Here is a 20,240-nt window from a genome sequence, read left to right as displayed (position 1 = left end):
CCTGACAAAAAATCAGCAATTTATTAATCCCTATATTAAGCCAATAATGCTTCCTGATGAAGTGAGGAGGTAAATTATGAAGAGGTCTACCGCACGTCAGTTTTATCAGCAGTACTTTTCAGCGACAAAAGGAGTGTCCTGGCTGGCCCGCCAGTGTGCAGAGCAACGGCTGAGAATCCTGGAAGATCTGATGCAGTGGGACGTTACGAAACCGACCTCTTCTCGCTAACTCGCCTCGATCATGTGTGACTGAGTATTGGTGTTTATCACCCGCCAGCAAAATGTTTTTGCTGGCTTTTTTCGTTTATTCTTTCACCCAATTTCGATTCGCTTTCACAAGGACTTGCGCATGCTGTGGTTGATGACGATGGGGCGCCGCCTGAATGGCGTGTACGCTGCTTTTATGCTGGTGGCCTTCATGATGGGCGTGGCCGGTGCGCTACAGGCACCGACGCTGAGCCTGTTTCTCAGCCGCGAGGTGGGGGCGCAGCCGTTTTGGGTGGGCCTGTTTTATACCGTTAACGCAATTGCCGGGATCCTCGTTAGCCTGGGGCTGGCGAAACGATCCGACAGCCAGGGCGATCGCCGCAGGCTGATCCTCTTTTGCTGCGCCATGGCCGTGGGCAACGCGCTGCTTTTTGCCTTTAACCGTCATTACCTGACGCTCATCACCTGCGGCGTGCTGCTGGCCTCTCTGGCGAACACCGCCATGCCGCAGCTCTTCGCGCTGGCCCGTGAATACGCCGACAGCTCGGCGCGAGAGGTAGTGATGTTCAGCTCGGTGATGCGCGCACAGCTCTCGCTGGCGTGGGTCATCGGCCCGCCGCTGGCCTTCATGCTGGCGCTGAACTATGGCTTTACGGTCATGTTTTCTATCGCGGCAGGCATTTTTATTATCAGTCTGGCTCTGATTGCCTTTGCGCTGCCGTCTGTCGCCCGGGTTGAGCAGACGACGGATAAGCCCATCACTCAGGTGAGCGGCTGGCAGGATAAAAACGTGCGGATGCTGTTTATCGCCTCCACGCTGATGTGGACCTGCAACACCATGTACATTATTGATATGCCGCTGTGGATCAGCAGCGATCTAGGCCTACCGGACAAGCTTGCGGGGATCTTAATGGGGACCGCCGCCGGGTTGGAAATTCCGGCGATGATTCTGGCGGGGTATTACGTTAAGCGCTTCGGAAAGCGTCGAATGATGATCGTTGCCGTGGCGGCTGGGGTGCTGTTCTACGCGGGGCTGCTCCTTTTCCATTCGCGTGAAGCGTTGCTGGCGCTGCAGCTGTTTAATGCCGTGTTTATTGGCATCGTTGCCGGGATCGGCATGCTCTGGTTCCAGGATCTCATGCCCGGCCGCGCCGGCTCTGCGACTACGCTTTTTACCAACAGTATTTCGACGGGCGTTATTCTGGCGGGAGTGATTCAGGGCGCGCTGGCGCAAAGTTATGGTCATGCCTCGGTTTACTGGATGATTGCGGCGATTTCGGTGGTAACGCTTGGGCTGACCTGCCGGGTCAAGGATGTTTGATTCTGGAAGGCGGCTTCACGAAATGAAACGATTTTCTGACAGATACAGAGAAGGCGCATAGAGTGCGTGACGGGTGCTTGAGGCTGATTGCCTCAGGCTTTCGCAAGAGGCAAACAGTGGAGAGTCCCACATCAAAAAACTGATGGGGAGACAAACTTCACAACGATCATTGCGAGGTTAGTCTCTTCATTGCCGAAAAGCAATAAGGAGGCTGGAATGCCAAAACGTACTCTGCTGTTAGGTTTGTTTCTGATCTGTACGACGCTATTGATCTTCACCTGGATGGTGCGTGATTCGCTGTGTGAGTTGCACTTCAGACAGGAGAAAACAGAGCTGGCGGCAGTGTTGGCTTACGAAGCGAAACGTTAGCGGTATTGGCGGGGGAAGTGTCCCCGCCTCTCCAGAGTGGTTGAGCCTCAACGCCCCCTTATCAATGGCCCGCGCCGTGCGGGCCATTGCATTTAGCCCATAAACGCAGGCTGTTTTTTCTCGTACGCTGAGATGGCGTCCTCGTGCTGGAGCGTCAGGCCAATGCTGTCCAGACCGTTCAACATGCAGTGGCGACGGAAGGCATCAATGCTGAAGCTGTAGGTCTTATCCCCGGCTTTCACCACTTCCGCTTCCAGATCCACCTCAAACGCCATCCCCGGATTTGCCTTAACCAGCGCGAACAGTTCATCGACCTGCTCGTCGCTCAGCGTCACCGGCAGCAACTGGTTGTTGAAGCTGTTGCCGTAGAAGATATCCGCGAAGCTCGGGGCGATAACCACCTTAAAGCCGTAGTCGGTCAGCGCCCAGGGCGCATGCTCACGCGAGGAGCCGCAGCCGAAGTTTTCCCGCGCCAGAAGAATGGATGCACCTTTGTATTCCGGGAAGTTCAGGACGAACTCCGGGTTTGGCACTTCGCCTTTGTCGTCCAGAAAACGCCAGTCGTTGAACAAGTGTGCGCCAAAACCAGTGCGGGTCACTTTCTGCAAAAACTGCTTCGGAATGATCGCGTCCGTATCGACGTTAGCGGCGTCCAGCGGGACAACACGGCCCGTATGTTGGGTAAATTTCTCTGCCATGATTGTCTCCTTATTTCAGGCTGCGAATATCGGCGAAATGGCCGGTGACTGCCGCAGCGGCGGCCATTGCCGGGCTGACCAGGTGGGTGCGTCCACCCCGGCCCTGACGGCCTTCAAAGTTACGGTTGCTGGTGGAGGCGCAGCGCTCGCCCGGATTCAGGCGGTCGTTGTTCATCGCCAGACACATGGAGCAGCCCGGCAGACGCCATTCGAAGCCTGCTTCGATAAAGATCTTATCCAGTCCTTCCGCTTCCGCCTGGGCTTTCACCGGACCGGAGCCTGGAACCACCAGCGCCTGCACGCCCGGCGCCACTTTGCGGCCTTTGGCAATCTCTGCCGCCGCGCGTAAATCCTCGATACGGGAGTTGGTGCAGGAGCCGATGAACACCTTATCAATGTTCACGTCGGTCAGCGGTACGCCGGGTTTCAGCCCCATATAGGCCAGCGCTTTTTCCGCGCTGGCGCGTTCGACCGGATCGGCGAAGGAAGCCGGGTCAGGAATGCTGTCGTTGACAGAGATGACCTGGCCAGGATTGGTACCCCAGGTGACTTGCGGCGCAATCTCTTCCGCCTGCAGCGTGACAACGGTATCAAAGGTGGCACCGTCGTCAGTTTTCAGGGTTTTCCAGTACGCGACCGCGTCGTCAAAATCCTGACCTTTCGGCGCGTGCAGACGGCCTTTCACATAGTTGAAGGTGGTTTCGTCCGGTGCGACCAGGCCTGCTTTAGCACCCATCTCAATAGCCATATTGCACAGGGTCATGCGACCTTCCATGCTCAGCGCCTGAATGGCTTCACCGCAGAATTCCACCACGTGACCGGTACCGCCTGCGCTGCCGGTTTTGCCGATAATCGCCAGCACGATATCTTTCGCGGTGATACCCGGCGCGGCTTTGCCCTTCACCTCAATCTTCATGGTTTTGGCGCGGCCCTGTTTCAGAGTCTGCGTCGCCAGAACGTGCTCAACTTCCGATGTGCCGATGCCGAACGCCAGCGCGCCAAACGCGCCGTGGGTCGCGGTATGGGAGTCGCCGCAGACGATGGTCATGCCCGGCAGCGTAATACCCTGCTCAGGTCCCATCACGTGGACGATGCCCTGATACGGGTGGTTCAGATCGTACAGCTCCACGCCAAATTCGTTGCAGTTCTTGATCAGCTCCTGCATCTGGATGCGCGCCATCTCGCCGGAAGCATTGATGTCTTTGGTCTGGGTGGAGACGTTGTGATCCATCGTGGCAAAGGTTTTACCCGGCTGGCGCACCGGACGCTTGTGCGCGCGCAGGCCGTCGAAGGCCTGCGGAGAGGTCACTTCGTGCACCAGGTGGCGGTCAATGTACAGCAGCGGGGTTTCGTTTGGCGCCTCGTAGACAACGTGCGCATCAAACAATTTTTCATATAACGTCTTGGCCATGATTACACCCCTTCAGCGACATAGCGGGCAATGATGTCGCCCATTTCATCAGTACTGACTGCTGCCGTGCCGCGCGCTAAGTCACCGGTACGGACGCCTTCTTCTAACGCCCGGTTAATGGCGTTTTCAATTGCGGTTGCTGCGTCACCTGCATCGAGGCTGTAGCGCAGCAGCAGGGCCAGGGAGAGGATCTGCGCAATCGGGTTCGCAATGTTCTTGCCTGCGATATCCGGCGCGGAACCGCCCGCCGGTTCGTACAGGCCAAAGCCTTCTTCATTCAGGCTGGCGGATGGCAGCATGCCCATAGAGCCGGTGATCATCGCGCACTCGTCAGACAAAATATCGCCGAACAGGTTGGAGCAGAGCAGCACGTCAAACTGGGACGGATCCTTAATCAGCTGCATGGTCGCGTTGTCGATGTACATATGCGACAGCTCAACGTCCGGGTACTGCTTAGCGACTTCACTGACGATCTCGCGCCACAAAATGGACGACTGCAGCACGTTCGCTTTATCAATAGAGGTCACCTTATGGCGGCGCTTGCGTGCAGATTCAAAGGCGATATGGGCGATACGTTCAATTTCGAAACGGTGGTACACCTCGGTATCAAACGCTTTCTCGTGCTGACCGCTGCCTTCGCGACCTTTTGGCTGACCGAAGTAGATCCCGCCCGTCAGCTCACGCACGCACAGGATGTCGAAACCGTTGGCCGCGATATCCGCGCGCAGCGGACAAAACTCTTCCAGCCCTTGATACAGCTTAGCCGGACGCAGGTTACTGAACAGTTTAAAATGTTTACGCAGCGGCAGGAGCGCGCCGCGCTCTGGCTGCTCTGCCGGCGGCAGGTGTTCCCATTTTGGGCCACCGACGGAGCCAAACAGCACGGCATCGGCATTTTCGCAGCCTTCAACGGTGGCTTTCGGCAATGGCGTTCCGTGGTTATCAATCGCAATACCGCCCACGTCGTAGTGGCTGGTGGTAATTTTCATCGCAAAACGCGAGCGAACGGCTTCCAGTACTTTCAGCGCCTGTGCCATCACTTCCGGACCAATACCGTCACCCGGCAACACAGCAATATGGTAGTTCTTCGACATTACACGGTTTCCTTGTTGTTCTCTTTATTCTGAGCTTTGCGTTGCAACTCTTTTTCGACTTCAGCGGCGCGCCAGATGTTGTTCAGGACGTGCACCATCGCTTTCGCGGAGGATTCGACAATATCCGTCGCCAGGCCCACACCGTGGAAACGGCGGCCATTATAGTTGACGACTATATCCACCTGACCCAGCGCGTCTTTACCGTGCCCTTTCGCCGTCAGGTCGTATTTCACCAGCTCTACGTCGTACTCGGTAACGCGGTTGATCGCCTGATAGATGGCATCCACAGGGCCGTTACCGTTGGCGGCTTCCGCTTTGATTTCATCACCGCAGGCCAGCTTGACCGAGGCGGTAGCGATGTCGCTGGAGCCGGATTGCACGTTGAAGTAGTCCAGACGGAAGTGCTCTGGCTCTTCCTGCTGCTTGTTGATGAAGGCCAGCGCTTCCAGGTCGTAATCGAATACCTGGCCTTTCTTGTCGGCCAGCTTCAGGAACGCGTCGTACAGCTGATCCATGTTGTAATCGCTGTCCTGATAGCCCATCTCTTCCATCCGGTGTTTCACTGCCGCACGACCGGAACGGGAGGTCAGGTTCAGCTGAACCTGGTTCAGGCCGATGGATTCCGGAGTCATGATTTCGTAGTTTTCACGGTTTTTCAGCACGCCGTCCTGGTGAATACCGGAGGAGTGGGCGAACGCGCCGGTTCCAACAATCGCCTTGTTAGCCGGGATCGGCATGTTGCAAATCTGGCTGACGGTCTGGCTGGTGCGCCAGATTTCGTTGTGATTGATGCGGGTGTGCACGTTCATGATGTCTTTGCGCACCTTGATGGCCATGATCACTTCTTCCAGTGAACAGTTGCCCGCGCGTTCACCGATACCGTTCATTGCACCTTCTACCTGACGTGCACCGGCGTGCACCGCAGCGATGGCATTGCCTACGGCCAGGCCCAAATCATCATGGGTATGTACTGAGATGATTGCTTTATCAATGTTAGGTACGCGCTCATACAGGCCGGTAATGATGTTGGAGAACTCAAACGGCATGGTATAGCCGACGGTGTCCGGGATGTTGATGGTTTTAGCGCCCGCGTTGATGGCGGCTTCGACTACGCGCGCCAGGTCTTCAATCGGCGTACGGCCCGCATCTTCACAGGAGAATTCAACGTCATCGGTGTAGTTGCGTGCGCGCTTAACCATGTATATCGCGCGTTCAATGACCTCATCCAGCGTGCTGCGCAACTTGGTTGCGATGTGCATTGGTGAGGTTGCAATAAAGGTATGAATACGGAAGGCTTCGGCCACCTTCAGCGACTCAGCCGCAACGTCGATGTCTTTCTCTACGCAGCGCGCCAGACCGCACACGCGGCTGTTTTTAATGGTGCGGGCGATAGTCTGTACGGATTCAAAATCACCCGGAGAGGAGACGGGGAAACCGACCTCCATCACGTCGACGCCCATACGCTCCAGAGCCAGCGCAATCTGCAGTTTCTCTTTTACACTCAGGCTTGCCTGTAATGCCTGTTCACCGTCACGTAAAGTAGTATCGAAAATAATGACTTGCTGGCTCATGGGTTAGGTCCTTGTCAGTCTTAGGGCGCCTTGCTACGAGCATAAAAAAACCCGCGCAGTGGCGCGGGTTTTTAGTCTTACTGGTGACGATTCAACGCTGAATTTCGCCCGCCAGTCTACCGCGCACAGTGGATGCGTTTAGTAGTAGTAGACCGATGAAACGAATGGTGCGTGTCATGAATCGTGCTCCGTTAAATTCAATATGCTTTTAGTGGTACTGGATACGGCTGTGCATGTCAACCCCTGAAGGTAAAATCGGCCCCAGAAGGCTAAACAGAGAGGGTGTTTTGTTTAGCTTATTGTGCTGGGTTTTTGATTTTTAACTTAACTAATTGTCTATTTTTGGACTTAAAAAACCTTTGCAGAAACGAATAAACATAACGGGTATTTTTCAGGTGACGCAGTCCTCACAAATGCTTTCTCTTTAAACCGTTTTACTATCATCGAGTTATCTTTTTTGAGAGAACTTTTTCTCCCTTCATATAGAATCATTGATAACAGATTGTTAACTTAATTCTGCTCAATGTCGATAACAGTTTAATTATACTTAAGTCATCCTTAACTGGATGGTTATTGTATATTGATTTGGTTTATGGTTTCATTCAAACACTAAAGTTAAGCATATCCTTTGTGCCGTTTTGTATTATAGCATTATTAGATAATCTTTATATATTCCGATTTTTAAACAATTTTCTTTCGCTGGTCGTATCTGCATGGTAAATCATATTTTTCGAAATTATTACAGTGCGTTGGCGAAGGGAGTGTAGCGTGACAGTGGAGTCAGAAGTGCCAGAAAATAATATTAAACAACCACAGATTACTGATGGAATTAAACCACAGTTACGCACGGTGGATCTTAATCTACTGACGGTGTTTGATGCTGTCATGCAGGAGCAGAATATCACGCGTGCGGCACAAGCCCTGGGGATGTCACAGCCTGCCGTAAGTAATGCCGTTGCCAGGCTTAAGGTTATGTTCAACGACGAATTGTTTGTTCGTTATGGAAGAGGGATCCAGCCTACAGCGCGGGCTTTCCAGCTTTTCGGCTCCATCCGCCAGGCGCTGCAGTTGGTGCAAAATGAGCTGCCGGGCTCGGGCTTTGAACCCTTAAGCAGTGAGCGAGTATTCCATCTCTGCGTCTGCAGTCCATTAGATAATTATCTGACATCAATTATTTATAATAAAGTTGAAGAGATCGCACCTAATATTAATCTCGTCTTTAAATCGTCCTTAAATCAAAACACCGAACACCAGTTACGTTACCAGGAAATCGAATTCGTCCTGGGTTATGAAGAATTCCGCCGTCCTGAATTTTCCTGTGTACCGCTGTTTAAAGATGAAATGGTGCTGGTTGCCAGCAAAAAACATCCACGACTGAATGCGCCGTTACGAGAAAGTGACGTTTATAGCGAACAGCATGCCGTTGTTGCGCTCGACAGATATGCCTCCTTTAGCCTGCCCTGGTACGACACTGCGGAGAAACAGGCGAGCGTGGCTTATCAGGGGATGGCCATGGTCAGCGTGTTAAACGTCGTTTCCCAGACGCAGCTGGTGGCAATTGCCCCACGCTGGCTGGCAGAAGAGTTCTCTGGCGCGTTAAATCTGCAAATTTTGCCTCTGCCGCTCAAGCTAAATAGCCGCACCTGCTATCTCTCCTGGCATGAAGCTGCTGGACGGGATAAAGGACATCAGTGGATGGAAGAGCTACTTATTAGCATCTGCCGTCGGTAATCGAGTCAGGATAAATTGCATCTTTGCATGTGATTTATCCTGGTTTTGTTTCTTTTATTAATATTTTGTTCTGTTACGTATTTTATCTGGCGCCTGCCAGGTCCGTAAAAATAGATGATTTTCTACATCGCCGCGCTTTTCAGCGATGATTTATCATCTCATCCCCTAATTTCAGATGAATTAACCATATCCTCTGACAATGTCTGTTTTTTCTGCTTTCACGGCCTCTTCTCTCTCCTGGTTTGCGAATTGCCTGCCTCATAACGAGCGGTTAAGGTAAGTATCACTCTGCAAAATAGAAGACGGGTTCATCCCGATCGCAAGACGGTGCGGAAATGAATTCGGCGGTCCGTCTATAACAAAATGCCTGGAGGCAAAGCATGGAGATGTTGTCTGGCGCGGAAATGGTCGTCCGGTCGCTGATCGATCAGGGCGTAAAGCAAGTGTTCGGCTATCCTGGCGGCGCGGTCCTCGATATTTACGACGCACTGCATACGGTAGGGGGTATTGACCATGTGCTGGTACGCCATGAGCAGGCGGCGGTACATATGGCCGATGGCCTGGCGCGTGCGACGGGTGAAGTGGGCGTGGTCCTGGTCACGTCGGGGCCCGGTGCAACAAACGCCATTACCGGCATTGCGACCGCGTACATGGACTCTATTCCGCTGGTGATCCTTTCCGGACAGGTCGCGACATCACTGATTGGCTATGATGCGTTTCAGGAGTGCGACATGGTCGGGATTTCGCGTCCCGTCGTGAAGCACAGCTTCCTTGTCAAGCAAACCGAAGACATTCCTGGCATTCTGAAGAAGGCGTTCTGGCTGGCGGCAAGCGGGCGCCCGGGGCCGGTGGTGGTCGATCTCCCTAAAGATATCCTGAACCCGGCAAACAAGCTGCCTTATGTCTGGCCGGAATCGGTTAGCATGCGCTCTTACAGCCCAACAACGCAGGGCCACAAAGGTCAGATCAAACGCGCGCTGCAAACGCTGCTGGCCGCTAAAAAACCGGTGGTCTATGTCGGTGGCGGGGCCGTCAATTCAGCGTGTGAGGCACAGCTTCGTGAACTGGTTGAAAAGCTCAATCTTCCTGTTGCGTCATCGCTGATGGGACTCGGAGCGTTTCCCGCTACCCACCGTCAGGCGCTCGGCATGTTGGGTATGCACGGTACCTATGAAGCCAACATGACGATGCATCATTCTGACGTCATCTTTGCCGTCGGCGTGCGTTTTGACGATCGTACTACCAACAACCTGGCGAAGTATTGCCCGAATGCCACCGTGCTGCACATTGATATCGATCCGACGTCAATTTCAAAAACGGTGTCTGCTGATGTACCTATCGTCGGCGACGCGCGACAGGTCCTTGAACAAATGCTGGATCTGCTGGCGCTGGAAAACACAGCGCAACCGCTGGATGAAATCCGTGACTGGTGGCAGCAAATTGAGCAATGGCGCGCGCGGCAGTGTCTGAAATATGACACCCAAAGCGAGCATATTAAGCCGCAGGCGGTCATCGAAACGGTATGGCGACTGACGAAAGGCGACGCGTATGTGACCTCTGACGTGGGCCAGCATCAAATGTTTGCCGCCCTCTATTATCCGTTTGATAAACCGCGTCACTGGATCAACTCGGGAGGTTTAGGCACGATGGGCTTTGGCCTGCCTGCCGCGCTGGGCGTGAAGCTGGCGCTGCCAAATGAAACCGTCGTCTGCGTGACCGGAGACGGCAGTATTCAGATGAACATTCAGGAACTTTCCACCGCGCTGCAATATGAGCTGCCGGTACTGGTGCTCAACCTCAATAACGGCTATCTCGGTATGGTGAAGCAGTGGCAGGATATGATCTACTCGGGCCGCCACTCTCAGTCATATATGAAATCGCTGCCGGATTTTGTTCGTCTTGCTGAAGCTTACGGCCATATAGGGATGCGGGTGACCGATCCAGCTGAGCTGGAAACGAAGCTCGCCGAAGCGCTTGAGCACGTTAAAAACAACCGCCTCGTCTTTATGGATGTCATCGTTGATGGAACCGAGCACGTTTATCCGATGCATATTCGCGGCGGCGGTATGGACGAGATGTGGTTAAGCAAAACGGAGAGAACCTGATATGCGCCGGATATTATCGGTATTACTGGAAAACGAGTCTGGCGCACTGTCGCGCGTCATTGGGCTTTTTGCGCAGCGTGGCTATAACATTGAAAGCCTGACCGTGGCGCCAACGGACGATCCGACGCTGTCGCGTATGACGATTCAGACCGTTGGCGATGCCAAGGTAATTGAGCAGATCGAGAAACAGCTGCATAAGCTGGTCGATGTGCTGCGCGTAAGCGAGCTGGGGCAGGGCGCTTACGTTGAGCGTGAGGTCATGCTGGTCAAAATACAGGCCAGCGGTTACGGGCGCGAAGAGGTCAAACGCAATGCGGATATCTTCCGCGGACAGATCATCGACGTCACGCCTTCTCTTTATACGGTTCAACTGGTCGGAACCAGTGACAAGCTGGACGCTTTCCTGGCATCTGTGCGAGATGTAGCAAAAATTGTTGAGGTGGCGAGATCGGGGATCGTTGGTCTGTCACGCGGCGAGAAAATCATGCGGTAGTTGTTAAAAAGGTTCGCCTCTTTCAGCCCGGTCACCAAAGCCGGGCTTTTTTTTGCGTAATCAGCCGACAACGCAGATAAAAGCGGTTGCCGCGAAGGCTTTTCTGCGTTTAGATGTTAAAAGATTTAACCATAACCTTGACAGGGCCATGGACTCTTTTCTTTTTTTAAGGGGCAATTGTGAAACTGGATGAAATCGCCCGGCTAGCCGGCGTGTCACGAACAACGGCCAGCTATGTGATTAACGGCAAAGCAAAGCAGTACCGCGTCAGCGATAAGACCGTTGAAAAAGTTATGGCGGTGGTTCGTGAGCATAACTACCATCCGAATGCTGTCGCTGCCGGCCTGCGTGCCGGGCGCACCCGCTCTATTGGTCTGGTGATCCCGGATCTGGAAAACACCAGCTATACCCGTATCGCCAACTATCTTGAACGTCAGGCCCGCCAGCGCGGTTACCAGTTGCTGATAGCCTGTTCTGAAGACCAGCCCGATAACGAGATGCGCTGCATTGAACATCTGCTCCAGCGTCAGGTCGATGCCATCATCGTCTCGACCTCCTTACCGCCGGAGCATCCGTTTTACCAGCGCTGGGCGAACGATCCGTTCCCCATCGTGGCGCTGGACCGCGCGCTCGATCGTGAGCATTTCACAAGCGTAGTGGGTGCCGATCAGGATGACGCGGAAATGCTTGCCGCTGAGCTGAGAACCTTCCCCGCTGAAACGGTGCTATATCTTGGCGCGCTGCCCGAGCTTTCCGTAAGCTTCCTGCGTGAGCAAGGGTTCAGAACCGCCTGGAAAGACGATCCGCGTGAAGTCCACTATCTCTATGCCAACAGCTATGAACGCGAAGCCGCTGCGCAGCTGTTCGAAAAATGGCTGGAGACGCACCCGATGCCTCAGGCGCTGTTCACCACGTCATTTGCCCTTCTGCAGGGGGTAATGGATGTCACCTTGCGTCGTGAAGGCAAGCTTCCCTCTGACCTGGCGATCGCCACGTTTGGGGATAACGAGCTTCTCGATTTCCTTCAGTGCCCGGTGCTGGCGGTGGCCCAGCGTCACCGAGATGTAGCGGAACGCGTCCTGGAGATTGTTCTGGCGAGCCTGGATGAGCCGCGCAAACCGAAGCCGGGTCTGACGCGTATCAAACGTAATCTCTATCATCGCGGAATTTTGAGCCGCCATAAATGAAATGACGGGGCGGCGAAAAACCGCCCCTTTTTACTGGAATAATTCGCCGAGTTAATTCCCGCAGTGAAATTAGGATAATTCTTGAGAGATCCTAATCTACTATTTTTCTTAATTCATTTTGCCGTTTAAAAGGGTCCTTAAAGAATCATGAAGCGATTTTTAAAAGCCTCTCTTTGTATTACTTTGTTACAAACCCTCTTCGGTCGATGAATATTCAGACGTTTTTCCTTCCCCCCGACCGGCCAGCAACGCAACCGCCGCTTCCACCGACCGATTGAGTGAATCTGGCGCTGTTATCCCCTGACAATCTGTCATAAAATGCTGCCCGCGTCGCAAACTGACACTTTATATTTATCTGCGATGATATTGAGTGAGCCTTAACGCTAGTGTGCATATTCGGTTTTTTTCTTACAAATATTCATAACGTTAATTTGCCTCGCCAGTTGTGCAGTTATTAACCAGGACTGTTTATCTCTGTAAATAGAGGGCTTTCGGGTCTCTACAGGGAGAGTCCTGGCTTGACAAGCTTTTCCCTCGCTCCGTAAACTCCTTTAGGTGGGAATTTGTGGGTTAAAGTGGTGAGGAGGGGTGAGACTGGCATGTTCCGTGGAGCTACGTTAGTCAATCTCGACAGCAAAGGGCGTTTATCGGTCCCAACCCGATACCGCGACCAGCTGATTGAGAATGCTTCGGGTCAAATGGTTTGCACCATTGACATCAACTCCCCCTGCCTGCTGCTTTACCCCTTACCTGAATGGGAAATCATTGAGCAAAAGCTGTCGCGACTGTCGAGCATGAACCCGCAAGAGCGCCGCGTGCAGCGGCTGTTATTGGGACATGCCAGTGAGTGTCAGATGGATAGCGCCGGGCGATTACTGATTGCGCCCGTGCTGCGGCAACATGCCGGTCTGACCAAAGAAGTGATGCTGGTCGGGCAGTTCAACAAGTTTGAACTGTGGGACGAAACGACCTGGTATCAACAGGTCAAGGAAGATATCGACGCTGAGCAGTCTGATTCCGCAACTTTATCGGAAAGGCTGCAGGACTTGTCTCTATAAATATGATGGAAAATTATAAACATAAAACGGTGTTACTGGACGAGGCCGTGAACGGCCTGAATATTCGTCCGGATGGCATCTACATTGATGGCACGTTTGGTCGCGGTGGTCACTCGCGTTTGATCCTCTCCCAGCTTGGAGAGGAAGGGCGACTGCTGGCAATCGATCGCGATCCGCAGGCGATTGCCGTTGCACAGACCATCAATGACCCACGCTTTTCCATCGTGCATGGACCTTTTTCTGCGCTCGCGGATTACGTGGCCGAGCGCGACCTCACGGGCAAGATCGACGGGATTCTTCTCGATCTTGGCGTATCTTCACCCCAGCTTGATGATGCAGAACGCGGCTTCTCCTTTATGCGCGACGGTCCGCTGGACATGCGTATGGACCCGACGCGCGGCCAGTCTGCCGCCGAATGGCTGCAGACCGCTGACGAAGCAGATATTGCCTGGGTGATCAAAACCTTCGGCGAAGAACGTTTTGGCAAGCGCATTGCGCGCGCCATCGTTGAGCGCAACCGCGTTGAGCCAATGACCCGCACCAAAGAGCTGGCCGAAGTGATTGCGGCGGCGACGCCGGTGAAGGATAAGCACAAACATCCCGCGACCCGTACCTTCCAGGCGGTTCGCATCTGGGTAAACAGTGAACTGGAGGAAATAGAGCTGGCGCTAAAAAGCTCGCTCGACGTGCTGGCCCCGGGTGGGCGGTTATCCATCATCAGCTTCCATTCGCTGGAAGACCGCATTGTAAAACGCTTCATGCGTGAACAGAGCCGCGGTCCTCAGGTTCCAGCGGGGCTGCCGATGACGGAAGAACAACTCAGGAAGCTGGGGGGCCGTCAGTTGCGAGCATTAGGCAAGTTGATGCCGGGCGAAGAAGAGGTGGCAGAGAATCCACGTGCCCGTAGTTCAGTGCTGCGAGTTGCAGAGAGGACGAACGCATGATCGGCAGAGTGACAGAAACCCTAAGCAAAGTTAAGGGATCGTTAGGAAGCAACGAGCGCCATGCCTTGCCTGGCGTGATCGGCGACGATCTTTTGCGATTCGGGAAACTGCCACTCTGCCTGTTCATTTGCATCATTGTTACGGCAGTTACGGTGGTGACCACAGCTCACCATACACGTTTATTGACTGCGCAACGCGAGCAGCTGGTGCTGGAACGCGATGCGCTGGATATTGAATGGCGAAATCTGATCCTTGAAGAAAACGCGCTCGGCGATCACAGCCGGGTTGAACGGATCGCAACGGAAAAGCTGCAACTGCAGCATGTTGATCCTTCCCAGGAAAATATCGTAGTACAAAAATAAGGGAACACGCGACGCATGAAAGCAGCGGCAAAAACGCTTAAACCAAAACGTCAGGAAGAACAGGCCAACTTCATCAGTTGGCGTTTTGCGTTGCTTTGCGGCTGCATTTTACTGGCGCTGGGTTTCCTGCTGGGACGCGTGGCGTGGTTGCAAATCATCGCCCCTGACATGCTGGTACGCCAGGGAGATATGCGCTCCCTTCGCGTTCAGGAAGTGTCGACTTCTCGCGGAATGATCACTGACCGTTCAGGTCGCCCGCTGGCGGTGAGCGTGCCGGTGAAAGCGATTTGGGCCGACCCGAAAGAGCTGCACGACGCCGGTGGCATCACGCTTGATAACCGCTGGAAAGCGCTTTCAGATGCGCTCAAAATGCCGCTGGATCAGCTAGCCTCCCGCGTCAACGCGAACCCGAAAGGGCGTTTTATCTATCTGGCGCGCCAGGTTAACCCCGACATGGCGGACTACATTCGAAAACTGAAGCTGCCGGGCATTCATCTGCGCGAAGAATCCCGTCGTTACTATCCGTCCGGCGAAGTAACCGCTCACCTCATCGGCTTCACCAACGTCGACAGCCAGGGGATTGAAGGCGTTGAAAAAAGCTTCGATAAGTGGCTCACCGGCCAGCCTGGCGAGCGAATTGTGCGTAAGGACCGCTACGGGCGCGTCATTGAAGATATCTCCTCTACGGACAGCCAGGCGGCGCACAACCTGGCTCTGAGTATCGACGAGCGCCTGCAGGCGCTGGTCTACCGCGAGCTGAACAACGCCGTGGCGTTTAACAAGGCAGAATCCGGCAGCGCCGTGCTGGTGGATGTCAGCACCGGAGAAGTGCTGGCCATGGCCAACAGTCCTTCCTACAACCCGAACAACTTTACCGGCACCGCAAAAGATGCGATGCGTAACCGGGCGATTACCGACGTGTTCGAACCCGGCTCCACGGTGAAACCGATGGTGGTGATGACGGCGCTTCAGCGCGGTATCGTCAATGAAAACACGGTCCTGAACACGATCCCTTACCGTATTAACGGCCACGAGATTAAAGACGTGGCGCGCTACAGCGAATTGACCCTGACCGGGGTGTTACAGAAGTCGAGTAACGTCGGTGTTTCAAAGCTGGCGTTAGCGATGCCGTCCTCAGCGTTAGTAGAGACTTACTCACGTTTTGGACTTGGAAAGGCGACCAATTTGGGGTTGGTCGGAGAACGCAGTGGCTTATATCCTCAAAAACAACGGTGGTCTGACATAGAGAGGGCCACCTTCTCTTTCGGCTACGGGCTAATGGTAACACCGTTACAGTTAGCGCGAGTCTACGCAACGATTGGCAGCTACGGCGTCTATCGCCCGCTGTCCATCACCAAAGTTGATCCACCGGTTCCGGGCGAGCGTATCTTCCCGGAATCCATCGTTCGTACCGTTGTGCACATGATGGAAAGCGTGGCGCTGCCGGGCGGCGGCGGCGTGAAGGCGGCCATCAAAGGCTATCGCATCGCCATTAAAACCGGTACGGCGAAAAAGGTGGGGCCAGACGGCCGCTACATCAACAAATACATTGCCTATACCGCAGGCGTTGCGCCTGCTAGCAATCCGCGTTTTGCGCTGGTGGTCGTGATTAACGATCCACAGGCGGGTAAATACTACGGCGGCGCCGTTTCCGCGCCTGTGTTTGGCGCCATCATGGGCGGCGTGTTACGCACCATGAACGTTGAACCAGATGCGCTGGCGACGGGCGAAAAAAGTGAATTTGTAATTAATCAAGGCGAGGGTACAGGTGGCAGATCGTAATTTGCGCGACCTTCTCGCTCCGTGGGTGCCAAATGCACCGGAGCGAGCACTGCGAGAGATGGTACTGGACAGCCGCGTGGCTGCTTCTGGCGATCTTTTTGTGGCGGTGGTTGGTCATCAGGCGGACGGGCGTCGTTATATCCCGCAGGCGATTGCGCAAGGTGTGGCTGCCATTATTGCTGAGGCTAAAGACGAGGCAACCGACGGTGAGATCCGTGAAATGCACGGGGTGCCGGTTATCTATCTCAGCCAGTTGAATGAGCGTCTCTCTGCACTGGCAGGACGTTTTTATCACGAACCTTCCGACCAGCTGCGTCTGGTTGGCGTGACGGGCACGAACGGAAAAACCACCACCACGCAGCTGATGGCGCAGTGGGCTCAGTTGCTGGGTGAAACCGGCGCGGTGATGGGGACCGTGGGTAACGGCCTGCTGGGCAAAGTGAGCCCGACGGAAAACACCACCGGTTCTGCGGTTGACGTACAGCACGTGCTTGCCGGTCTGGCAGGGCAGGGGGCAACCTTTGCCGCGATGGAAGTTTCTTCGCACGGCCTGGTACAGCACCGCGTCGCGGCACTGAAGTTTGCTGCTTCAGTGTTCACCAACCTGAGCCGCGATCATCTTGATTATCATGGTGATATGGAACACTACGAAGCCGCCAAATGGCTGTTGTTCTCTACTCACCATTACGGCCAGGCCATCATCAACGCCGACGACGAAGTGGGCCGCCGCTGGCTTGCGAAGCTCCCAGACGCGGTAGCGGTGTCGATGGAAGACCATATCAATCCGAACTGCCACGGCCGCTGGCTGAAGGCCGTTGACGTTAACTATCACGACAGTGGCGCCACGATCCGCTTTGCCTCTTCCTGGGGTGACGGTGAAATCGAAAGCCGCCTGATGGGGGCGTTCAACGTCAGCAACCTGCTGCTGGCGCTGGCAACGCTGCTGGCGCTGGGTTATCCGATGGCGGAACTGCTGAAAACGTCAGCGCGTCTCCAGCCGGTTTGCGGCCGTATGGAAGTGTTTAGCGCGCCGGGCAAACCGACCGTGGTTGTCGATTATGCCCACACGCCGGATGCGCTGGAAAAAGCGCTGGAAGCGGCACGCCTGCACTGCACCGGTAAACTCTGGTGCGTCTTCGGCTGCGGTGGCGATCGCGACAAAGGTAAACGTCCCCTGATGGGCGCCATTGCGGAGCAGTTCGCGGACATTCCTGTGGTCACCGATGACAATCCGCGTACCGAAGAGCCGCGCGCCATCATCAACGACATTCTGGCGGGTATGCTGGACGCCGGTCGCGCCCGTGTGGTGGAAGGCCGCGCGGAAGCCGTGACAAACACCATCATGCAGGCAAAAGAAAATGATGTCGTTCTGCTGGCCGGTAAAGGTCATGAAGACTATCAGATTGTTGGCAATCGTCGTCTGGACTACTCCGACCGCATAACGGCAGCGCGTCTGCTGGGAGTCGTCGCATGATTAGCATCACCTTAAGCCAGGCCGCTGCGGTACTGCACGGCGAGCTGCTGGGCCAGGATCAGACCATTGACGCGGTCACCACCGACACCCGCAAAGTGACCGCGGGCTGTCTGTTTGTGGCGCTGAAAGGCGAACGTTTTGACGCGCATGATTTTGCCGGACAGGCCAAAGAAAACGGCGCTGGCGCGCTGCTGGTCAGCCGCAGGCTGGATATCGATTTACCGCAGATAGTGGTGAGCGATACGCGTCTCGCGTTCGGTGAACTGGCCGCCTGGGTTCGTCAGCAGGTGCCTGCTCGCGTTGTCGCGCTGACCGGGTCATCGGGCAAAACGTCAGTGAAAGAGATGACGGCGGCCATCCTCAGCCAGTGCGGTAATACGCTTTATACCGCAGGCAACCTCAATAATGACATCGGCGTGCCGATGACATTACTTCGCCTGACCAAAGAGCATGAGTTTGCGGTGATCGAGTTAGGGGCAAACCACCAGGGCGAAATCGCCTGGACCGTGAGCCTGACTCGCCCGGAAGCGGCGCTGGTGAATAACCTTGCGGCAGCACATCTGGAAGGCTTTGGCTCGCTGGAAGGCGTGGCAAAAGCGAAAGGCGAAATCTACACCGGTCTGCCTGCTGACGGCATTGCCATTCTCAATGCCGACAACAACGACTGGCTGAACTGGCAGAGCATCATTGGCTCGCGTAAAACCTGGCGCTTCTCGCCGAACGCGGCCAACAGTGACTTTACCGCGACCAATATCCATGTGACGTCGCACGGTACGGAATTCACGCTTGCTACCCCAACGGGTGACGTAGACGTGCTGTTACCGCTGCCGGGACGCCATAACATCGCCAATGCGCTGGCGGCAGCGGCCTTGTCGACGGCGGTGGGAGCGTCACACGAGGCGATTAAAACCGGGCTGGCGAATTTGAAAGCCGTGCCGGGACGCCTGTACCCGATCCCGCTTGCAGAAAACAAATTGCTGCTTGATGACTCCTACAACGCGAACGTCGGCTCAATGACGGCGGCGGTGCAGGTGCTATCTGAAATGCCGGGCTACCGCGTCATGGTGGTTGGCGACATGGCGGAGCTGGGCGATGAAAGCGAAGCCTGTCATACCCAGGTGGGTGAAGCGGCGAAAGCGGCGGGACTGGACTGCGTGCTGAGCGCAGGAAAACTGAGCCAGGCGATTAGCCATTCCAGCGGCGTTGGCGAACATTTTGCCGACAAAGCCGCGTTGATTGAGCGCCTTAAGGCATTAATTACAGAAAAACAAATTGTGACAGTGTTAGTGAAAGGTTCACGTAGTGCCGCCATGGAAGAGGTTGTGCACGCATTACAGGAGAACGGGACATGTTAGTTTGGCTGGCCGAACATTTGGTCAAATATTATTCAGGCTTTAACGTCTTTTCGTATCTGACGTTTCGCGCCATCGTCAGCCTGCTGACTGCGCTGTTCATCTCATTGTGGATGGGCCCGCGCATGATTGCCCGTCTGCAAAAACTCTCTTTCGGCCAGGTCGTACGTAACGACGGTCCGGAGTCGCACTTCAGCAAGCGCGGTACGCCGACGATGGGCGGGATCATGATCCTGACCGCGATCGTCGTTTCCGTACTGCTGTGGGCCTATCCGTCTAACCCGTACGTCTGGTGCGTGCTGACCGTACTGGTGGGCTACGGCATTATCGGGTTTGTGGATGATTACCGTAAAGTCGTCCGCAAAGACACGAAGGGCCTGATTGCCCGCTGGAAGTATTTCTGGATGTCAGTGATTGCGCTGGGCGTCGCCTTCGCGCTGTATCTGGCAGGAAAAGATACGCCCGCCACCGAGCTGGTGGTGCCCTTCTTTAAAGACGTGATGCCGCAGCTGGGGCTGTTCTACATCCTGCTGGCCTACTTTGTAATTGTTGGTACCGGTAACGCCGTTAACCTGACCGATGGCCTGGATGGTCTGGCGATTATGCCAACCGTCTTCGTGGCGGCTGGTTTTGCGCTGGTGGCGTGGGCGACCGGTAACATGAACTTTGCGAACTACCTGCACATTCCTTATCTGCGTCACGCGGGTGAGCTGGTGATCGTCTGTACGGCGATAGTCGGCGCGGGGCTGGGCTTCCTCTGGTTCAACACCTATCCGGCGCAGGTCTTTATGGGTGACGTCGGTTCTCTGGCTTTGGGCGGTGCGCTCGGCATTATCGCCGTGCTGCTGCGTCAGGAGTTCCTGCTGGTGATCATGGGCGGCGTGTTTGTGGTTGAAACCCTGTCGGTGATTTTGCAGGTCGGCTCCTTCAAGCTGCGCGGTCAGCGCATCTTCCGTATGGCGCCGATCCACCACCACTATGAACTGAAAGGCTGGCCGGAGCCGCGCGTGATTGTGCGCTTCTGGATTATTTCGCTGATGCTGGTGCTGATTGGCCTGGCAACGCTGAAGGTACGTTAATC

19 protein-coding genes are annotated in these 20,240 nt (G+C 54.9%); 14 read left to right on the top strand and 5 right to left on the bottom strand.

What is annotated here, in order from left to right; translation table 11 throughout:
- Positions 1–76: 76 nt before the first annotated feature.
- From sgrT to IM265_RS05830, 3 genes are all read left to right on the top strand, one after another.
- Positions 77–229 carry a glucose uptake inhibitor SgrT gene (gene sgrT / locus IM265_RS05840; RefSeq protein WP_045631150.1) on the top strand — a complete coding sequence of 51 codons (153 nt, stop codon included), beginning with the start codon at positions 77–79 and terminating at the stop codon, positions 227–229.
- Between the two features lie 120 nt (positions 230–349).
- A complete protein-coding gene (locus IM265_RS05835) occupies positions 350–1,528 on the top strand; it encodes a sugar efflux transporter (RefSeq protein WP_028015496.1) in 1,179 nt (392 codons plus the stop codon).
- A 216-nt stretch (positions 1,529–1,744) separates the two neighbouring features.
- Positions 1,745–1,897 carry a Hok/Gef family protein gene (locus IM265_RS05830; RefSeq protein ID WP_010427008.1) on the top strand — a complete coding sequence of 51 codons (153 nt, stop codon included), beginning with the start codon at positions 1,745–1,747 and terminating at the stop codon, positions 1,895–1,897.
- Positions 1,898–1,989: 92 nt separating this feature from the next.
- Here the strand turns inward: IM265_RS05830 and leuD are convergent, their stop codons facing one another.
- The 5 genes from leuD to leuL form a co-directional block, all read right to left on the bottom strand.
- Positions 1,990–2,595: a 3-isopropylmalate dehydratase small subunit gene (leuD, locus tag IM265_RS05825; protein WP_028015497.1), complete on the bottom strand. Its 606-nt coding sequence runs from the start codon at positions 2,593–2,595 to the stop codon at positions 1,990–1,992.
- A gap of 10 nt (positions 2,596–2,605) precedes the next feature.
- Positions 2,606–4,006, bottom strand: a complete 1,401-nt coding sequence (leuC, locus tag IM265_RS05820; protein ID WP_028015498.1) for a 3-isopropylmalate dehydratase large subunit — start codon at positions 4,004–4,006, stop codon at positions 2,606–2,608.
- A gap of 2 nt (positions 4,007–4,008) precedes the next feature.
- Complete coding sequence (gene leuB / locus IM265_RS05815) at positions 4,009–5,100, bottom strand: 3-isopropylmalate dehydrogenase (RefSeq protein ID WP_014882533.1); 1,092 nt, start codon at positions 5,098–5,100, stop codon at positions 4,009–4,011.
- Entirely contained in the window at positions 5,100–6,671 is a 1,572-nt protein-coding gene (leuA, locus tag IM265_RS05810; RefSeq protein WP_193030238.1) for a 2-isopropylmalate synthase, read from the bottom strand. The genes leuB and leuA overlap by 1 nt, the downstream gene beginning before the upstream one ends.
- A 91-nt stretch (positions 6,672–6,762) precedes the next feature.
- On the bottom strand, positions 6,763–6,849 hold the full coding sequence (gene leuL / locus IM265_RS22185) for a leu operon leader peptide (RefSeq protein ID WP_071993742.1): 87 nt from the start codon (positions 6,847–6,849) through the stop codon (positions 6,763–6,765).
- A 608-nt stretch (positions 6,850–7,457) separates the two neighbouring features.
- On the opposite strand from leuL, the gene leuO reads away from it, so the two are divergent.
- The 11 genes from leuO to mraY all read left to right on the top strand — a co-directional run bounded on the left by leuO (position 7,458) and on the right by mraY (position 20,238).
- Positions 7,458–8,402 (top strand): transcriptional regulator LeuO, encoded by a 945-nt coding sequence (leuO, locus tag IM265_RS05800; RefSeq protein WP_041911249.1) that lies wholly within the window; start codon positions 7,458–7,460, stop codon positions 8,400–8,402.
- Positions 8,403–8,782: 380 nt separating this feature from the next.
- On the top strand, positions 8,783–10,507 hold the full coding sequence (gene ilvI / locus IM265_RS05795) for an acetolactate synthase 3 large subunit (protein ID WP_048960678.1): 1,725 nt from the start codon (positions 8,783–8,785) through the stop codon (positions 10,505–10,507).
- A gap of 1 nt (position 10,508) precedes the next feature.
- The gene (gene ilvN / locus IM265_RS05790) at positions 10,509–11,000 is read left to right on the top strand and encodes an acetolactate synthase small subunit (protein ID WP_045259452.1); all 492 of its coding nucleotides are present in this window, start codon (positions 10,509–10,511) and stop codon (positions 10,998–11,000) included.
- A gap of 179 nt (positions 11,001–11,179) precedes the next feature.
- A complete protein-coding gene (gene cra / locus IM265_RS05785; RefSeq protein WP_014168621.1) occupies positions 11,180–12,187 on the top strand; it encodes a catabolite repressor/activator in 1,008 nt (335 codons plus the stop codon).
- 599 nt (positions 12,188–12,786) lie between these two features.
- Entirely contained in the window at positions 12,787–13,245 is a 459-nt protein-coding gene (gene mraZ / locus IM265_RS05780) for a division/cell wall cluster transcriptional repressor MraZ (RefSeq protein ID WP_014882537.1), read from the top strand.
- Between the two features lie 2 nt (positions 13,246–13,247).
- Entirely contained in the window at positions 13,248–14,189 is a 942-nt protein-coding gene (gene rsmH, locus IM265_RS05775; RefSeq protein WP_028015503.1) for a 16S rRNA (cytosine(1402)-N(4))-methyltransferase RsmH, read from the top strand.
- Entirely contained in the window at positions 14,186–14,551 is a 366-nt protein-coding gene (gene ftsL, locus IM265_RS05770; protein ID WP_006173860.1) for a cell division protein FtsL, read from the top strand. Before rsmH ends, ftsL begins: the two co-directional genes overlap by 4 nt.
- A gap of 15 nt (positions 14,552–14,566) precedes the next feature.
- Positions 14,567–16,333 (top strand): peptidoglycan glycosyltransferase FtsI, encoded by a 1,767-nt coding sequence (locus IM265_RS05765; RefSeq protein ID WP_028015504.1) that lies wholly within the window; start codon positions 14,567–14,569, stop codon positions 16,331–16,333.
- The gene (murE, locus tag IM265_RS05760; protein WP_193030240.1) at positions 16,320–17,807 is read left to right on the top strand and encodes a UDP-N-acetylmuramoyl-L-alanyl-D-glutamate--2,6-diaminopimelate ligase; all 1,488 of its coding nucleotides are present in this window, start codon (positions 16,320–16,322) and stop codon (positions 17,805–17,807) included. The genes IM265_RS05765 and murE overlap by 14 nt, the downstream gene beginning before the upstream one ends.
- Positions 17,804–19,162: a UDP-N-acetylmuramoyl-tripeptide--D-alanyl-D-alanine ligase gene (gene murF / locus IM265_RS05755; RefSeq protein ID WP_193030242.1), complete on the top strand. Its 1,359-nt coding sequence runs from the start codon at positions 17,804–17,806 to the stop codon at positions 19,160–19,162. Before murE ends, murF begins: the two co-directional genes overlap by 4 nt.
- On the top strand, positions 19,156–20,238 hold the full coding sequence (gene mraY / locus IM265_RS05750) for a phospho-N-acetylmuramoyl-pentapeptide-transferase (protein WP_008501985.1): 1,083 nt from the start codon (positions 19,156–19,158) through the stop codon (positions 20,236–20,238). The genes murF and mraY overlap by 7 nt, the downstream gene beginning before the upstream one ends.
- Positions 20,239–20,240: the final 2 nt, after the last annotated feature.

Origin of the sequence: Enterobacter cloacae complex sp. P17RS (assembly GCF_014895885.1) — a bacterium.
GTDB lineage: Bacteria > Pseudomonadota > Gammaproteobacteria > Enterobacterales > Enterobacteriaceae > Enterobacter > Enterobacter bugandensis.
The sequence above is the reverse complement of the archived record's forward strand: the minus strand, read 5'-3'. Positions and strand labels throughout refer to the sequence as shown.